The 14,598-nt window shown below is 70.6% G+C and carries 15 protein-coding genes; 7 read left to right on the top strand and 8 right to left on the bottom strand.

Features of this window, described 5'->3' with window-relative positions:
* Nucleotides 1-24: 24 nt before the first annotated feature.
* Nucleotides 25-579 (bottom strand): alternate-type signal peptide domain-containing protein, encoded by a 555-nt coding sequence (locus HP445_RS10275; protein ID WP_128780871.1) that lies wholly within the window; start codon nucleotides 577-579, stop codon nucleotides 25-27.
* Nucleotides 580-972: 393 nt separating this feature from the next.
* Between HP445_RS10275 and pnuC the strand changes: the two genes are divergently transcribed.
* From pnuC to HP445_RS10255, 4 genes are all read left to right on the top strand, one after another.
* The gene (gene pnuC, locus HP445_RS10270; RefSeq protein ID WP_071404263.1) at nucleotides 973-1,638 is read left to right on the top strand and encodes a nicotinamide riboside transporter PnuC; all 666 of its coding nucleotides are present in this window, start codon (nucleotides 973-975) and stop codon (nucleotides 1,636-1,638) included.
* A 90-nt stretch (nucleotides 1,639-1,728) separates the two neighbouring features.
* On the top strand, nucleotides 1,729-2,361 hold the full coding sequence (locus tag HP445_RS10265; protein ID WP_111022075.1) for a hypothetical protein: 633 nt from the start codon (nucleotides 1,729-1,731) through the stop codon (nucleotides 2,359-2,361).
* Between the two features lie 84 nt (nucleotides 2,362-2,445).
* Nucleotides 2,446-2,880, top strand: coding sequence for a chemotaxis protein CheY (locus HP445_RS10260; RefSeq protein WP_128780872.1), 435 nt, complete (start codon nucleotides 2,446-2,448; stop codon nucleotides 2,878-2,880).
* On the top strand, nucleotides 2,877-3,185 hold the full coding sequence (locus HP445_RS10255) for a winged helix-turn-helix domain-containing protein (RefSeq protein ID WP_111022077.1): 309 nt from the start codon (nucleotides 2,877-2,879) through the stop codon (nucleotides 3,183-3,185). The genes HP445_RS10260 and HP445_RS10255 overlap by 4 nt, the downstream gene beginning before the upstream one ends.
* Before the next feature lie 10 nt (nucleotides 3,186-3,195).
* Here HP445_RS10255 and HP445_RS10250 read toward each other — a convergent pair whose 3' ends face one another.
* The 6 genes from HP445_RS10250 to HP445_RS10225 form a co-directional block, all read right to left on the bottom strand.
* Nucleotides 3,196-4,416 (bottom strand): ABC transporter permease, encoded by a 1,221-nt coding sequence (locus tag HP445_RS10250; RefSeq protein WP_128780873.1) that lies wholly within the window; start codon nucleotides 4,414-4,416, stop codon nucleotides 3,196-3,198.
* On the bottom strand, nucleotides 4,413-5,348 hold the full coding sequence (locus HP445_RS10245) for an ABC transporter ATP-binding protein (protein WP_128780874.1): 936 nt from the start codon (nucleotides 5,346-5,348) through the stop codon (nucleotides 4,413-4,415). Before HP445_RS10245 ends, HP445_RS10250 begins: the two co-directional genes overlap by 4 nt.
* Nucleotides 5,349-5,619: 271 nt before the next feature.
* Nucleotides 5,620-7,278, bottom strand: a complete 1,659-nt coding sequence (locus HP445_RS10240; protein ID WP_128780875.1) for a glycoside hydrolase family 13 protein — start codon at nucleotides 7,276-7,278, stop codon at nucleotides 5,620-5,622.
* Nucleotides 7,279-7,310: 32 nt separating this feature from the next.
* Nucleotides 7,311-8,225 carry a carbohydrate ABC transporter permease gene (locus HP445_RS10235; RefSeq protein ID WP_071405176.1) on the bottom strand — a complete coding sequence of 305 codons (915 nt, stop codon included), beginning with the start codon at nucleotides 8,223-8,225 and terminating at the stop codon, nucleotides 7,311-7,313.
* On the bottom strand, nucleotides 8,225-9,181 hold the full coding sequence (locus HP445_RS10230; RefSeq protein ID WP_110865283.1) for a carbohydrate ABC transporter permease: 957 nt from the start codon (nucleotides 9,179-9,181) through the stop codon (nucleotides 8,225-8,227). Before HP445_RS10230 ends, HP445_RS10235 begins: the two co-directional genes overlap by 1 nt.
* Before the next feature lie 12 nt (nucleotides 9,182-9,193).
* Nucleotides 9,194-10,492: an ABC transporter substrate-binding protein gene (locus HP445_RS10225; RefSeq protein ID WP_128780876.1), complete on the bottom strand. Its 1,299-nt coding sequence runs from the start codon at nucleotides 10,490-10,492 to the stop codon at nucleotides 9,194-9,196.
* A gap of 132 nt (nucleotides 10,493-10,624) precedes the next feature.
* Here HP445_RS10225 and HP445_RS10220 point away from each other — a divergent pair, with 132 nt between their 5' ends.
* Nucleotides 10,625-11,785, top strand: coding sequence for an ROK family protein (locus HP445_RS10220; protein ID WP_128780877.1), 1,161 nt, complete (start codon nucleotides 10,625-10,627; stop codon nucleotides 11,783-11,785).
* A gap of 44 nt (nucleotides 11,786-11,829) precedes the next feature.
* Entirely contained in the window at nucleotides 11,830-12,351 is a 522-nt protein-coding gene (locus HP445_RS10215; RefSeq protein WP_128780878.1) for a hypothetical protein, read from the top strand.
* A 15-nt stretch (nucleotides 12,352-12,366) separates the two neighbouring features.
* Here the strand turns inward: HP445_RS10215 and HP445_RS10210 are convergent, their stop codons facing one another.
* Nucleotides 12,367-13,059: an NUDIX hydrolase gene (locus HP445_RS10210; RefSeq protein ID WP_241660433.1), complete on the bottom strand. Its 693-nt coding sequence runs from the start codon at nucleotides 13,057-13,059 to the stop codon at nucleotides 12,367-12,369.
* A gap of 183 nt (nucleotides 13,060-13,242) precedes the next feature.
* Here HP445_RS10210 and HP445_RS10205 point away from each other — a divergent pair, with 183 nt between their 5' ends.
* Nucleotides 13,243-14,574 carry an alpha/beta hydrolase gene (locus tag HP445_RS10205; RefSeq protein ID WP_128780879.1) on the top strand — a complete coding sequence of 444 codons (1,332 nt, stop codon included), beginning with the start codon at nucleotides 13,243-13,245 and terminating at the stop codon, nucleotides 14,572-14,574.
* Nucleotides 14,575-14,598 lie beyond the last annotated feature (24 nt).

Here is a 14,598-nt window from a genome sequence, read left to right as displayed (position 1 = left end):
GGTCGGTGGGGTGCGATCGGGGGATCAGGAACCGATCGCGGTCTGGGTCAGCGTGAAGGCCAGCGCGCTGAGGTTGATCGAGCCGCCCTGACCGGTGGTCGCCGACGAGGGGAGCGTCACCGTGAAGACGACCTTGACGGTCGACGTGGACGAGGACGGCGAGACCACGAAGGTGTTCGAGTTCGACGAGGACTGCACGACCGAGGCGCTCGTCGACGTGACGGCCAGCGTCTTCGTCGTGGCGGCGAGCAGCGCGGCGTCACCGGTGATGCTCTGGTTGGCGTAGGTCAGGTTCGCCTTGAGGTCCTGGCCGGTCGCGCCGATGTTCAGCGTCTGGGTGAACTGGAACGTGTTGCCCGGGACCATCAGGGCCTTCGTCGGGTCGATCGCGGTGGCACGACCGTTCGTGATGTCCGTCCACGCGCCGTCGTTGTTGGCGCTCAGCGTCAGGGTGCCGGCGCTCACGGCGGACGCGGCGCTCGAGGCGCTGGCGTTCCAGAGGGCGAACGTGCCCGCACCGCCGAGGAGGAGTGCGACGCCTGCTGCGCCGGCGATGGCACCGGTGACGATCTTGTGCATGGGGTGGTTCCGTTCCTGCGTGCTCGGGGCACGCTGAAGCCCACCGGGGACATTCGGGCGTCGTGTCCGGTGGGGAGGTTGTCATCGACCCAGTGGTTGGAGGGGGTCGCGGCTGACCGGTGCCGAGAACGGTCGCCGGGCCTCGGAGCGCATGTGCTGCTGCTCGGGCGGGCTGGACTCGCTCTGGTGACGACGTTAGCTGTCCCCCAAAGTGCCGACAAGTGAGAACGAGCGTTCACCCGGACCCCAGAACAGGGGTCATTTTTGTCCCCGCTAGGGAGGACATGATTTGTACCCCTGTTTCTGGGTGTGCGCTTCGCGTGGGCGGAGCGATCCCAGAAGGAATGCCGGTACGCACCGAGTCGTTGCACCGTCCGGAAACGAGGAGGGCCCATGGACATCGTGCGCTGGTTGTTCGACGCGCAGATCGTCATCGGCGACCAGACGGTGCTCTGGCGCGAGGTGATCGGCAACGTCTTCGGGCTGCTCAGTGCCCTCGGTGGCATGCGCCGGAAGGTCTGGGCCTGGCCGGTCGGACTGGTTGGCAACGCCCTGCTCTTCACCGTCTTCATGGGTGCGCTCTTCGACACCCCGAACCCCGTCAACCTGCTCGGGCAGGCTGGCCGCCAGGTCATGTTCATCATCGTGAGCATCTACGGCTGGTACCGGTGGACGCACCGCCCCGAGGACGCGACGACCGTGATCGACCCGCGCTGGGCCTCCTGGCGGACCCGTCTGCTGCTCGTCGTCGGCATGGTCGGTGGCACCGCCCTGCTGACCCCCGTCTTCCGCGCGCTCGGGTCGTACGAGCCGGTGTGGAGCGACGCGTGGATCTTCGTCGGATCGCTGCTCGCCACGTACGGCATGGCGAAGGGGTGGGTCGAGTTCTGGCTCATCTGGGTGGCGGTCGACCTGGTCGGCGTGCCGCTGCTGTTCTCCGCCGGGTACTACGCCTCCGGGTTGATGTACGTCTTCTACGGCGTCTTCACCCTGACCGGGTTCTTCGTGTGGATGCGCCAGCGGGTCCGGCCTCCGGCGGCGCCCGTCACCGTCGGCTGACCGCTGTGATCACGACGCGCTGACGCGGCCGGGAGCACGGCCCCCGCTCTGGGACGAGACAAACGGCCGGGAATGCGCTGCAATGGTCGGATGGAACCCCTGCACGGCGAACGCGTCGAGGACGACGAGTCCCTCGCAGAGCGCACGGTGCGCGCGGCCATCCGTGCCTACCGGCTGCACCCGTTCGACACCGTGGACGCGGCGGTCGTCGCCGAGGTGGCCGGTATCCCGCTCGAGACCGTCGAGCGGCTGTTCCCGACCTGGCACGCCCTGCTCCTGGTCACCTACGACCGGTGGGCGCAGCTGCGGGGGACCCGGCGGAAGAACCCGCCCACGTGCACGATCGAGCACGTCCGTCTGACCCTGGCCGAGGACGTCGCCGACCCCGGGCTCGTCCGGGTGCTCGCCGGGCTGATCACCGTGGCCAGCTCGGAGTCGGGGTTTGCCGAACTGTTCCGCAAGCGGTTCGAGGAGTACGCCGAGCAGCTGACCGTCGGGCTGCAGCGCGACTTCGACAAGGGCTCGGAAGAGGCCGGCATCCCCGCGTACCAGGCTGCGACCCAGCTGCTCGCCGTGTACGAGGGGCTGCAGATCCAGATGCTGGTCCGCCCGTACATCGACGTCCTGGTGGAGTTCGACCGCGCGGCGAACACCCTGCGCCAGGGCTGGAAGCGGCATGCCGTCCCGTCGTGGGACCTCGACGAGGCACCCGTCCGCGTCTGAGCGCGGCGGCAATTTCTCCGGTTTGGAAAGTACTTGCCAAACTGGAAAGTACTTGCAACACTGGTGTCAACGAGAGGGGACACCATGGAGGACACCACCGCACGACCCGGACCCGCCGAGGCGGCCCGACTGCTCGACCAGGCGGACCGGATCGGCCGACGTGCGCACGACGCCGTCCGCTGGCCGTACGTCACGTTCATCACCGCGCTCGGCGTCGCGACGTCGCTCGGCACGCTCGGCATGGGGCTCACGACCGGGGACGCGTTCGCCGCCGTCTACGTCGGCACCCTCGTGGCCCTGTTCGCCCTGGTGGTGTTCTTCATGGTGAGCATCCGCGGCCGCTCGGCCTTCGCCCGGAGCCGCCGCTGGACCGTCTACATCGCAAGCTGGGCTGTCACCTACCTGGCGGCGATCGCCGTGGTCGGGTGGGTGCACGGCTCGGTGCTCTGGTCGGGCATCACCTCGGGGCTGGTGCTGCTGGTCGCCCTGATGTGTGCGGCGCGCGAGGCCCGCTCGTGAGCACCACCGACCGGGTGCACCCGCGGCACGAGCTCGACGACCTGCTGCAGCACCCCGTGCGCTTCTCGGTGATCGCCGCCCTGACCCGTGCCGGCACCCTGGGGTTCCGCGAGGTGCGGGACGCGGTCGAGGTCAGCGACTCGGTGCTGAGCAAGCAGGTCTCCGCGCTCGAGGCGGCCGGCTACGTGTCGGTGGGGAAGGGGTTCGTGGGCAAGACACCCCGCACGTCGATCACCCTGACGGCGTCGGGTCGGGCCGTCTGGGCCGCCCACCTGGACGCGCTCCGCCGCATCGCCGCCGGCTGATCGGCGGGGATCAGCGCCGCCGCCCCCGCCGCCACGACAACATCTGCCGCACCGTCACCTTCGACCCGTACTGCGCGACCGAGTGCCGGAACAGGTACTCCGCGAACCACAGCAGCAGCCCGGCGACGACGAACACCTCGACGATGCAGACCACCGACTCCGTCACGGTCAGGGCTCCGACGGCGTTCCGCACCATCGCGGTGATCGGCGTGAAGGTCGGGAAGTACGTGAAGAACTGCGCGACGGGCGACGTCGGCGTCGTCATCACGAAGAACGCCGCGTACAGGGGGATGATCAGCGCGAAGATCGCTGCCGACTGCAGGGCCGAGGCGTCCTTGATCGACGGGACGGCGGCCCCGACGGCGACGAACAGCCCGGACGCCAGCAGCACCCCGCCGACGAGCAGCAGCGCCCCGGTCACCATCCGCCACGGGTCGACGGTCAGCCCGCCGAGCTGCGACGACACCAGCGGCAGGGCGACGAGCAGCCCGACCAGGCCGGGCACGACGAACACGCTGACCTGCACGAAGCCGACGAGCAGCATCGCGATGACCTTGCCGCGGATCAGGTCACCCGCGGTCACCGTGGTCAGGATCATCTCGGAGATCCGGTTCTCCTTCTCCTCGACCACGACGGTGACCATCCGGGCGGCGAGCAGGATGACGAGCCCGAAGAACGCGGCGACGAACAGGAACGGCGGCACGACGGACAACCAGCCCGGGGCAACCCGGCCGTCGGTGTAGGTGGTGACGTCGGTGGCGGGCGGACTGCGGAGCAGCTGCACGGTCTCGGGGTCGTCGACCGAGGCGGCGACGCTCTGCTCGAGCACCCGCTCGGCCAGCGACGAGTAGACCCCGTTCGCGAAGAGGCCGCGGTCGGCGGCGTCGACCCGGATGGCCGTCGTGGACGGCGACGACGGGAACGCGATGAAGGCATCGAGGTCACCGGACCGGACGGCGGCGCGGTCGGCTGCGGCGTCGGTGGAGGGGGTCCCGCCCCACTTCGCGGCCACGGACTCCGACACCAGGCCGGACTCGTCGACGTAGTGGAACGGGGTCTTGGTGGCCGACGACCCGGACACCACGGAGTTGGTGCCGGCGGCCTGCCCGATGCCCACGAGCAACGAGACGACCACGATGACGACCGGCAGTGCGAGGGTGCCGATCCAGAACGCGGGCTTCTTGATCGCGCGGACGAACTCGAACCGGACGACCGTGCCGAGGTTGCTCATGCCGCTGCCCCGTCGGTCGACGCCGCAGCCAGGGCGTCGTGCCCGTAGACCTGCACGAAGATCTCGTCGAGCGGGATCCGGCGCATCTCGAACGCGGTGACGTGCACCCCGGCCGCGACGAGTTCTGCCAGGACGTCCGCACCGTCCGGAGCGGCCGCCTGGGTCGGGACGAGGTAGGCGACGTGCCCCTCGTGGCGGGCGAGCCGGTACAGCGGCGACTTCGGTACGGGGCCGTCGAGCCCCACGCGGGCGACGGCGCCGCCGAAGGCGTCCTGCACGTCGGGCACGGATCCGTACGCGGCGGCCCGGCCGTCCTTGAGTAGCAGGATGCGGTCGCAGAGTCGCTCGACCTCGTCCATGTGGTGCGTCACGAGGACCACGGTCGCCCCGTCGGCCTTCCGTTCGTCGACCAGGTCGAGCAGGAGCCGCCGGTTCACCGGGTCGAGCCCCTTGGTCGGTTCGTCGAGGATGAGCAGCCGGGGCTGGTCCATGATCGTGATGCCGAGCTGCACCTTCTGCTGCTGCCCGCCGGACAGTTTGTCGACGCGCAGCTTCGCGCGGTCGGCGAGCCCCACCCGGGCCAGGTAGTCCATGCTCCACGCGGTCGCCTCGGTACCGCGGAGCCCGCGCAGGCGCCCGAAGTAGGTCATCACGTCGATGACGGACTCCTTGCGGTACAGCCCGCGCTCCTCGGGCAGGTAGCCGATGCCGCCGGTGGCCGGCCGGTAGGGGCGGCCGTCGATCGTCAGCGTGCCCGCCGTCGGGGTGGTGATGCCGAGCAGGGCCCGGATCGTCGTGGTCTTGCCGGAGCCGTTGCTGCCGAGCAGCCCGAACGTCTCGCCGGGGGCGACGTCGAACGACAGCCCGTCGACCACGTTGCGGTCCCCGAACCGCATCACGAAGTCCTGCACGCTGATGCTCGCCCCGCTCATGCGGCGACCCTACCGGGACTTCCTTCCCAGAACGGCCGCGATGGAATGCGAGAACGGGCGTACCTGGTCGGAACTTTCGACCCGGTACGCCCCTTTCCGGCAGGTACGCCCGCTTCCGGCAGGTACGCCCGTTTCCGCCGGGTACGCCGCGTTCGGCGGGCAGACGCCGGGTTCCGCGGGCAGACGCGGGAGACGACGGACGGGAGGCGCGGTGCCAGCTGGCACCGCGCCTCCCGTCCGTCATCCGGTCGCGCGCACGGCGCGGGTCGCGTCAGGAACGCAACCAGGCCGTCCCCACGCCCGACAGGGCGCCGTCGACCACCGGGGCCGAGGCGAGCAGCAGCTCGCCGGCCGGCAGCGCGAAGGGCTCGTCGCCGAAGACCGTCACGCTGGTCCAGCCGTTCGGCCGACGGAACGCGAGCACGTCGTCGCGGCCGGTCTCGATCCACTCGAGCTGTTCCTCGGACTGCAGCTGGCCACGCAGGCCGAGCGCCTTCCGGTACAGGTTGAGCGTGGAGTCGGGGTCGGCGTCCTCGGCCTCGACGCTGGAGTCGGCGAACCACGCCGGCTGCGGCAGGTGCGAGCCGTCCGGACCGAAGCCGAACGACGAGCCGGTGCGCGTCCACGGGATCGGCACGCGGCAGCCGTCACGACCGACGTCGACGCCCGGGTTGCGGAAGAACGCCGGGTCCTGGCGGTCGGCGTCCGGGATGTCGCCGACCTCGTGCAGCCCGAGCTCCTCGCCCTGGTACAGGTAGGCCGAGCCGGGCAGGGCGAGCTCGAGCAGCGTGGCGGCCTGTGCGCGGCGCAGGCCGAGCGACCGGTCGAGTGCATCCTGCGAACCACCGGCGAGCAGCCAGGCGCCGCCCTGCTTGTTGGTGCCGCCGGCGCGGGGCGGCAGGGCGTAGCGGGTGGCGTGCCGGACGACGTCGTGGTTCGAGAACACCCACGTGGTCGACGAGCCGGACTGCTCGGCGAGGCCGAGGTTGAACTCGATGATCGTGCGGAACTGGCCGGCGTCGAAGTCGGCCTCGAGCAGGTCGAAGTTGAACGCCTGACCGAGTCCCTCGGCGCTGGCGTAGCGGGCGCGGCGGTGTGCGGGGACCCAGGCCTCGGCGACCGCGGTGCGGGCCGGCGTGTACTCGTTGAAGACCGTCCGCCACTCGGCGTAGATCTCGTGCACGTCGTCACGGTCCCAGAGCGGGTGCGTACCGTCCTTCGGCATCTCGGCGAGCTCGGCCCAGGTGGGCAGGGTCTCGCCCAGGTCCTTCGCCAGGCCGTGGGCCACGTCGATGCGGAACCCGTCGACGCCGCGGTCGGACCAGAAGCGCAGGGTGTGCAGGAAGTCGTCGCGGACCTCGCGGTTCGCCCAGTTCAGGTCGGGCTGCTCCTTCGCGAAGCTGTGCAGGTACCACTGACCGTCGCCGACGGCGGTCCAGGCCGGGCCGCCGAAGATCGAGATCCAGTCGGCGGGGGATTCCTCGCCGGACGGTCCGCTGCCGTCGCGGAACACGTAGCGGTCGCGGGCGGGGGAGCCCTTGGGCGCTGCGAGCGCCTCGCGGAACCACTCGTGCCGGTCGCTCGTGTGGTTCGGGACGACGTCGACGATCACCCGGATGCCGGCGGCGTGCAGTGCCTCGACCATCCGGTCGAAGTCGTCGAGGGTGCCGAGGCGCGGGTCGACGCCCCGGTAGTCGTCAACGTCGTAGCCGCCGTCGGCCAGGGCGGACGGGTAGAAGGGGCTGAGCCAGACGGCCTCGATGCCGAGTGAGGCCAGGTACGGCACCCGCTCGGTGATGCCGGGCAGGTCGCCGATGCCGTCGCCGTTCGCGTCGGCGAACGAGCGGGGGTAGATCTGGTAGACGCTGGCCTGGCGCCACCAGGTCTCGTCGTGCGAGGTGGTGGCGGGCTGGGCGAGGGTGTCGGTCACGTCGGGCCTTTCGTTCGAGGGGTGTGTGTCGGTCACTTGATGGCGCCCTGGGTCACGCCGGCCATCACCCACCGCTGGGTGACGAGGTAGACGATGATCGCCGGGGCCATCGCCATCAGGTACGAGGCGAACGACACGTTGTAGTTGTTGCTGAACTGCGTCTGGAACATCTGCTGCAGCACCGGCAGGGTCTGCAGCGCCGGGTCGGAGGTGATCAGCGACGGCATCACGAAGTCGTTCCAGGACGCGAGGAACGCGAAGATGCCGACGGTGGCGCTCATCGGTGCCAGCAGCGGGAACACGAGTCGCCAGAACACCTGCCCCGTGCTCGCACCGTCGATGCGTGCACTCTCCTCCAGCTCCGCCGGGATCGACCGCAGGAAGGCCGTGAAGAGCAGCACGCTGAAGGACAGCTGGAACATGACGTGCAGGATCGCGACGCCGAGCGGGTTGTCCAGGTGCGCGAGTCCGGTGAGCTTCACTTGCGACAGTGCAAGCACCGGGAACGGCAGGAACATCGCCGCGAGCAGGTAGAAGAACGACCAGCGGAACAGCCGGCGGTCCCAGTTCCGGGCGATCGCGTAGGCCGTGAACGAGGCGAGCAGGATCGTGCCGACGACGGTGATCGCGGCGACGAACACCGAGACCCCGAACGCGCGCGGGAAGTCGGTCAGCTGCCACGCCTGCACGAAGCCGTCGACGCTGAACGGTGCCGGCAGCGAGAACGCGTTGCCGTCGACTGCCTGGCCGGTGGTCTTGAACGCCATCGTCAGGGTGACGTACAGCGGCACGAGCACCGACAGCGCACACAGCACGAGGACGACGGTGACGGGCCAGTTGGAACGACCGCGGCCGGCCTTGCCCGAGCCGGAGGACCGGTCGGCGTCGACGGAACGGATGCTGCCGGTCGCGGTGGTCCCCGGTCGCAGGGGTGCTTGCAGGGACATCAGAGCGCTGCCTTCCCGCGGGTGGCCCGCAGCTGGATCACGGCGATGACGACCGCGATGACGAAGAAGATCGTGGCGTTCGCCATCTGGTAGGCGTAGTCGCCGCCGTTGAAGCCCTTGAAGATCGACATCGCGACACTGGTGGTCGAGGTGCCGGGGCCGCCGTCGGTCAGGCCGACGATGATGTCGTACGAGTTCAGGAAGTTCTTGAACCCGATGACCAGGTTGATCAGGATGTAGCCCGCCGTCAGCGGTGCGGTGATCGAGACGAGCTGCCGCCACGCGCTGGCACCGTCGAGGGCCGCCGCCTCGTACACCTCGCCGGGGATGGAGAGGACGCCGGCGATGTAGATGAGGAGCGTCGACGGGATCGCCTGCCACGCGGTGACGACCACGATCGCCAGCCAGGCCAGGTCGGGGTTCGCCAGGATGCTCTGCTCGAGCGGCCCGAAGCCGATCGCGGTGGCGAAGGCCGGCAGGCTGTTCGCGAACAGGAACGAGAACACGTAGGCGATGACGATGCCCGAGATCACCATCGGCAGCACGAACACCGCACGCAGCGCGATCTTGCCGCGGATCTTCGACGTCAGCGCGATGGCGAGCAGGAACGCGATCGCGTTCACGACGATCACGGTGACGAGCGAGAACCCGAGCGTGAACAGGTACGCCTGCAGGATCGCGGGGTCGGAGAACACCGCGATGTAGTTGGTGAGTCCGGTGAACCGGAACTCGCCGAAGCCGACGGAGTTCGTGAAGCTCAGCACGATGCCCATCACGGCCGGCAGCGTGATGGCGAGCGTGAAGAGCACCAGGGTGGGCAGCAGGAACGCCAGGAAGAGCGGGTCGACGCGGGGCTTGCGTCGTCCGTCCCGTCGTCCGGCCTGGAGGCCCGGTGCGGCTCCGCCACGGCGGCGGCGGTCCGCCGTCGTGATGGATTCGGTGGTCGTGGTTGCCATTCGGACGTCTCCTTACGCGGCCGTGCGGAGCGCGAGACGCGCCCAGTCGGCGTCGAGGGTGCGGAGCTGGCGCTGCGGGTCGCCGCCGAAGGCGATCGACTGCGCGTAGTTCGCGACCGGGATCTCGGCGGGGATGAGCTGCGAGGCGCCGAGGTAGAAGGCTGCGTCGTCGTAGTACGACTGCATGCCACGGAGGGCGGGGTTCGACGCCGGGGGAGCGTCCTTGCGCACCCCGAAGCCGTTGTTGTCCGCGTTGTACTTGTCGTTGACCTGCTTGGTCATCAGGAACGACAGGAACTCGCGGGCAGCCTCCTGCTTGCGCGACGCCTCCGGGATCCAGAGCGCCAGGTCGACGTTCACGCGGACCTTGCGGTCGGCCGGGTCGTCGGTGACGGGGAGCGGGAAGGTGCCGAGGTCCATGTCCTTCGTGGTCTTGGCGATCTCGCCGAGGGCCCACGGCCCCTGCAGGTACATGCCCGCCTTGCCCTGGGCGAAGGCTAGGTTGCCGTCGCCGTACCCCCGGCTCGCGGCGCCGTCCTGGTGCCAGGCGCGGAGCTGCACCATGCGCTCCATCGGCTTCCGCAGGTCGCGCTCGAACGAGACCGCGGACGCTTTTCCGACGTTCGTGCCCTCGCGCCGGAGTGCCTCGAAGGTCGCCGGGGTGTCGATCATCCCGCCGATCGAGTAGTCGAACATGCCCTGGGCGATCGTCCAGTTGTCCTTGAACGTGCCGTAGATCGGCGCGATGCCGGCCGTGGTCAGGCGCTCGCACACGTCGGCGAACTCGCTCCACGTCGTCGGGACCTCGAGCCCCTGCTGCGCGAAGAGCGCCTTGTTGTAGATCACCGACGCCGCCGTCACCGAGTACGGCAGGGCGCTCTTCCGGCCGGGGTAGTCGGCGGTCTGCTCCATGAGCGGCCACAGGTCGGGGTTGATGGTGTCGGCCTGCGGCAGGTCGGACAGGTCGGTCAGCGCGCCGTGCTCGACGAACGGCACGACCGAGAAGTTGTAGTTCCAGCAGCCGAGGTCCGGCGGCCGGTTCCGCACGAAGTTCGCGGACATGCTCGAGGTCGAGTCGCGCACGACCCGGACCTTCGACTGGCTCTGGTGGAACTGCGCGATGACGTCGTCGAAGTAGCCGATGACCTCGGGCTTCGACACGTAGAACGTGATGGTCTCCGGCTTGGCGCTCGAGGACCCGATCGGGGCGCATCCGGCGAGCGCGAGGCCCGCCCCGATGCCGCCCGCTCCCAGCAGGAACCCGCGTCGGCTGACCGATGCTGCGCTCCTGGCGGTGGCGTGTGCTTGCACGTCGTCTCCGTCCGTCCGGACCCGGCGTCCCTGCCGTTCCGTCCCGCGAGCGGCTCCGATGCTGCTCGCGAAACTAAATGTAGCGAGAAAATCTAATTCCGCAAGGAACTCGTCGCGCGATAGGGTCACGACATGCCGCCACCCCGTGGAACGAGCGCAGAGACGCTGCTCGCGTACGCCTTCGACTCGTCGGCGTTCACCGCGACCGAGGCGATCGACGCCACCGGGCTGACCCGGTCGACCGTGCTGGGCGCGGCCGAGGATCTCGTGCGGCTCGGCTGGCTCCGCGAACTCGACGATGCCCGGGCCGCGGGGGAGTACCGGATGGGACGCCCCGCCCGCCGCTACGAGCTCGACACGGTCGCCGGGGTCGTCGTCGGAGTGGACGCTGGCCAGCACCGGGTCACCGCCTTCGTCGCCGACCTGCGCGGCACGGTGCTCGGTCGCGCCGAGGGAGCGCTCGGCGCATCGGGCCTCGACGTACCCGTTCGGCTCGGGGTCCTCGCCGACACCGTGGCCGCCGCACTCGCCTCGGCCGACGTGGACCGCGCCCGGGTCCTGGTCACGGTCGTGGGCATCCCGGCGCCGGTCGACGCCGCCGGTGCCTCGCCCGACGACGGCGGCTTCTGGGTCCGGATGAACCCGGGGTTCGCCGACGCCGTGCCGGACGGGCGGGTGCTGGTCGAGAACGACGCGAACCTCGCCGCGCTCGCCGAACGGCCGTCCTCGGGTGACGCCTCGTTCGCGGCGCTGCTGTCCGGCGAACGCTTCGGCGCGGGCCTCGTCGTCGACGGGGTCCTGCTGCGCGGTGCCCACGGTGGTGCCGGGGAGATGCGGGTGCTCGAACTCGTCGAGGGTGTCGGCTCGTCCGACGGCATCGGCGCGGTCGCCCGCACCTTCGTGGCCGACGCCGTCGCCGCCGGGCACATCCCCGCGGACGCCGCGCTCGCCGGCGACGCCGCCCTGGTGTTCGAGGCCGCACGGAGCGGTGATCCGGTCGCGCGCACGATCGTCGACCGTCTGGGGGACCGCCTGGCCCGGGTCTGCATCCTGCTCGCGAGCCTGCTCGACATCGACCGCGTCGTGGTCGCCGGGGCGATCGCTCAGCCCGCGGTCGCCGTCATCGACCGCGCGCGCGACCTGCTCGCCAAGGGACACTTCGACCCGGTGCCCGAACTCGTCGCGTCGTCGCTCGGGGCCGACGTCGTCGTCATCGGGGCCGTGGCCCACGCGGTCGACGCGGTGCGGGCCGACCCGCTGTCGTTCGCGGTCCGGCCCGTGCTCGCGTCATGACGGTACGGCGCACCGGGTGCTCGCCAATCTGACAGAATCTCGTCGTGCACCGTCTCCGAGCCCTCCCGATGCCCGTGTTGTTGCCGGTGCTCTTCCTGTTCGCGGGCGGGACGTGGTTCGTGATCGGGCTGCTCGTCTCCCCTCGAGACATGTCCTTGCTCGGGCGAGTGGTCGCCACGGTCTTCTACGCCGGTGTGATGACGGCGTTCTTCGGCGTCTGGATCAGCCGCGCTCGTCGGCGAGCCGGCGGCGCGACGCAGTTGACGGACATGCGGCGCGGTCTGAAGCGCGGCGAGGTGCCCGAGGATGCCGATCTCGGCAGGTGGTCTGCCACGGTCGAGGAGCACCACCGACAGTTACGGCAGAGCCTGTGGTCCGGGCCGGTCGTCTTCGGGGTGATGATCGTGCTCGCGCTCTGTCTCGCACTGACCTCGACCCCCTGGTGGTGGTTCGGGGTGGCAATCTTCGTCGCGTTCCTGCTGTTCTCGGTGATCACGACGCCCCGCGCGCTCGCGAAGGCCGAGGTCGTGCGCGAGGAGCTCCGTCGCCGGGCGAACAGGCGCTGACGCGAACCCGGCGCGTCAGCTCGGCAGTGGGATCTCCCGCTTGCGGTCCCACGGTTCCGTCCAGCCGAGTCGGTCGAACAGCGCATCCAGCAGCATCGCGGTGAAGCCCCACACCAGGTGCTCGTCCCCGTCGGCCTCGATCGTGAACGCCGGTCCGCGCCACTCCTGACCGCTGCGGCGGATCACGGTCACGCCGCGGTTCGCCGTGTCGAGCAGGTCGGCCACGGGGACCCGGAACACCGCCGCCGACTCGTGCTCGTCGACGACGCGGATCGGTGAGGGGTCGCGCCACCAGCCGATGACGGGCCGGACCAGGTGGTTCGAGAACGCCAGGGGCACGGCTGGCAGGGTGCCGAGCACCTCGACGCCGGCGGGGTCGAGCCCCGTCTCCTCCTGTGCCTCGCGGAGTGCGGCGGCGACGGCGTCCGCGTCACCGGGGTCGATGCGTCCACCGGGGAACGCGACCTCGCCGGCGTGCGCGCGCAGGGTCGTGGCCCGGGCGAGGAGCAGGACGTCGAGGTCCCGCGGGACACCGGGCGCTGCCGCCGGTCGGTCGCTCGGCGTGTGGTCGAGCGCGCCGAACAGCATCAGGACCGCGGCCCGACGTGGTGCAGCCGTGCCGCCGGGTTCGACGAGCGGCCCACCGTCACCCCAGCCGTCCGCTGCGACCGCCGCGAGGGCAGCCCGTACCGATCCGTCGTGCGTCACCCGTTCACCCTAGGTGCGCACCACCGAGCGGTCTGGCGGCAGCGTCGCACCGGACGCTTCGCTGGGTGTCGGTCGAGTGCCTTCTGGGAGCCGCACAGGTGGGAACTGTGCGAACCGGAAGCGCCTCGGTGCCCCGTTCGCAGCGGGCCGCCGCCACGATTGCACCGTCCGCCGGGAGGCCCCATGTTCCACGATCTGCTCCGTCCCCTGTTCCACGTCGCCGTCGTCGCACCGTCCGTGCTCGTCCCGGTGGACGTCGCCGCGGGGCTCCTCACCGTCGCCGCGCTCCTGCCGGCGTTCGGCCATCGCTCCCGCCATCCGGTCCGGGGCCTGCTCTGGCGGCTCGGCGCCGTGGCTGTCGGCGCCGTGATCGGCCTGGTCGCGGTGTGGTGGTTCGGGGACGTGCAGGACCTGTACGGGGTGTCGTTCACCCCGATCACCCGGATGTGGGTGGCCCTTGCGTTCGGCGGTGTCGGGCTCCTCGTCGTGACGGTCGTCCAGGGCGGCTGGCTCCGCCGCGTGCTCGGCGTGCTCGCGGCGGTGGCGGTGGCCCTGGCCGCCGTCCTCGGCGTCAACGTCGACTTCGGGGCGTACCGCACGATCGAGCAGGCCGTCACGACCGATCCGTACCCGTCGGGTCCGCTGGGACACGAGACGGGGGTGGGGCGAGCCTCCAGTCCGGTGGTCGACCCGGCCACCTGGCGGGCGCCCGCCGACATGCCGCGACGCGGGAAGGTGCTCTCGGTCACCATCCCGTCGACCGTCTCCCACTTCCACGCACGGCCGGCGGTGGTGTACCTGCCGCCGGCCGCCCTGACCGAGCGACCACCGACCCTGCCGGTCGTGATCAGCCTGGCCGGGCAACCCGGGCAGCCGAGCGACATGTTCCAGGCCGGTCGGCTCGGCGCGGTGATGGACGCGTTCGCCGAGGCCCACCACGGACTCGCCCCGATCGTCGTCGCGCCGGACCAACTCGGGGCACCGGACCGGAACCCGATGTGCGTCGACTCGTCCCTCGGCCGCTCCGCGACGTACATCATGACCGACACCACGAACTGGATCCGGCAGCACCTGCGCGTCGGGGCAGCGCCCTCGGCCTGGGGCATCGTCGGGTTCTCGCAGGGAGCCACCTGCGCCATGCAGTTCTCCACCGCGCACCCGGACGTGTTCGGCACGACCTTCGCGATCTCGAGCGAGCTGGCACCCCTGAACGGCTCCGTCCAGCACAGCATCCGGTACGGGTTCGGCGGCTCGGCCTCTCGGTACGCCGCGGCGGCACCACGGGCGATCATGCGGGCGCACGGGCCGTACCCCGGGCACCTGACCGTCTTCGCCTACGGCAGTGAGGACGAGCCCTACGTCGCCTCGACCACCGCGCTCCGCACGGCTGCGGAGGCCGCCGGCATGCAGACCCGGCTGTTCGTGTCCGAGGGCTCCGCCCATGACTGGAACACCGTCCGCTACGCCCTGCGCGTCGGGATGCCCGGCGTCATCGCGCACCTGGGCCTGCGGTGAGCGCGGTGGTCGCGGCCCTCGCGT

The sequence above is a fragment of the Curtobacterium flaccumfaciens genome, from assembly GCF_013359815.1.
In the GTDB taxonomy this organism is placed as follows: Bacteria; Actinomycetota; Actinomycetes; order Actinomycetales; family Microbacteriaceae; genus Curtobacterium; species Curtobacterium flaccumfaciens.
This window is presented reverse-complemented; position numbering and strand designations above follow the sequence as displayed.

Excerpts from the sequence above, each read along its gene's own strand:
- HP445_RS10260 (WP_128780872.1), top strand. The coding sequence starts at position 2,446 with ATGGAGGACACCACCGCACGACCCGGACCCGCCGAGGCGGCCCGACTG.
- HP445_RS10220 (WP_128780877.1), top strand. The coding sequence starts at position 10,625 with ATGCCGCCACCCCGTGGAACGAGCGCAGAGACGCTGCTCGCGTACGCC.
- HP445_RS10250 (WP_128780873.1), bottom strand. The coding sequence starts at position 4,416 with ATGAGCAACCTCGGCACGGTCGTCCGGTTCGAGTTCGTCCGCGCGATC.
- HP445_RS10235 (WP_071405176.1), bottom strand. The coding sequence starts at position 8,225 with ATGTCCCTGCAAGCACCCCTGCGACCGGGGACCACCGCGACCGGCAGC.
- pnuC (WP_071404263.1), top strand. The coding sequence starts at position 973 with ATGGACATCGTGCGCTGGTTGTTCGACGCGCAGATCGTCATCGGCGAC.
- HP445_RS10275 (WP_128780871.1), bottom strand. The coding sequence starts at position 579 with ATGCACAAGATCGTCACCGGTGCCATCGCCGGCGCAGCAGGCGTCGCA.
- HP445_RS10265 (WP_111022075.1), top strand. The coding sequence starts at position 1,729 with ATGGAACCCCTGCACGGCGAACGCGTCGAGGACGACGAGTCCCTCGCA.
- HP445_RS10205 (WP_128780879.1), top strand. The coding sequence starts at position 13,243 with ATGTTCCACGATCTGCTCCGTCCCCTGTTCCACGTCGCCGTCGTCGCA.
- HP445_RS10230 (WP_110865283.1), bottom strand. The coding sequence starts at position 9,181 with ATGGCAACCACGACCACCGAATCCATCACGACGGCGGACCGCCGCCGC.
- HP445_RS10245 (WP_128780874.1), bottom strand. The coding sequence starts at position 5,348 with ATGAGCGGGGCGAGCATCAGCGTGCAGGACTTCGTGATGCGGTTCGGG.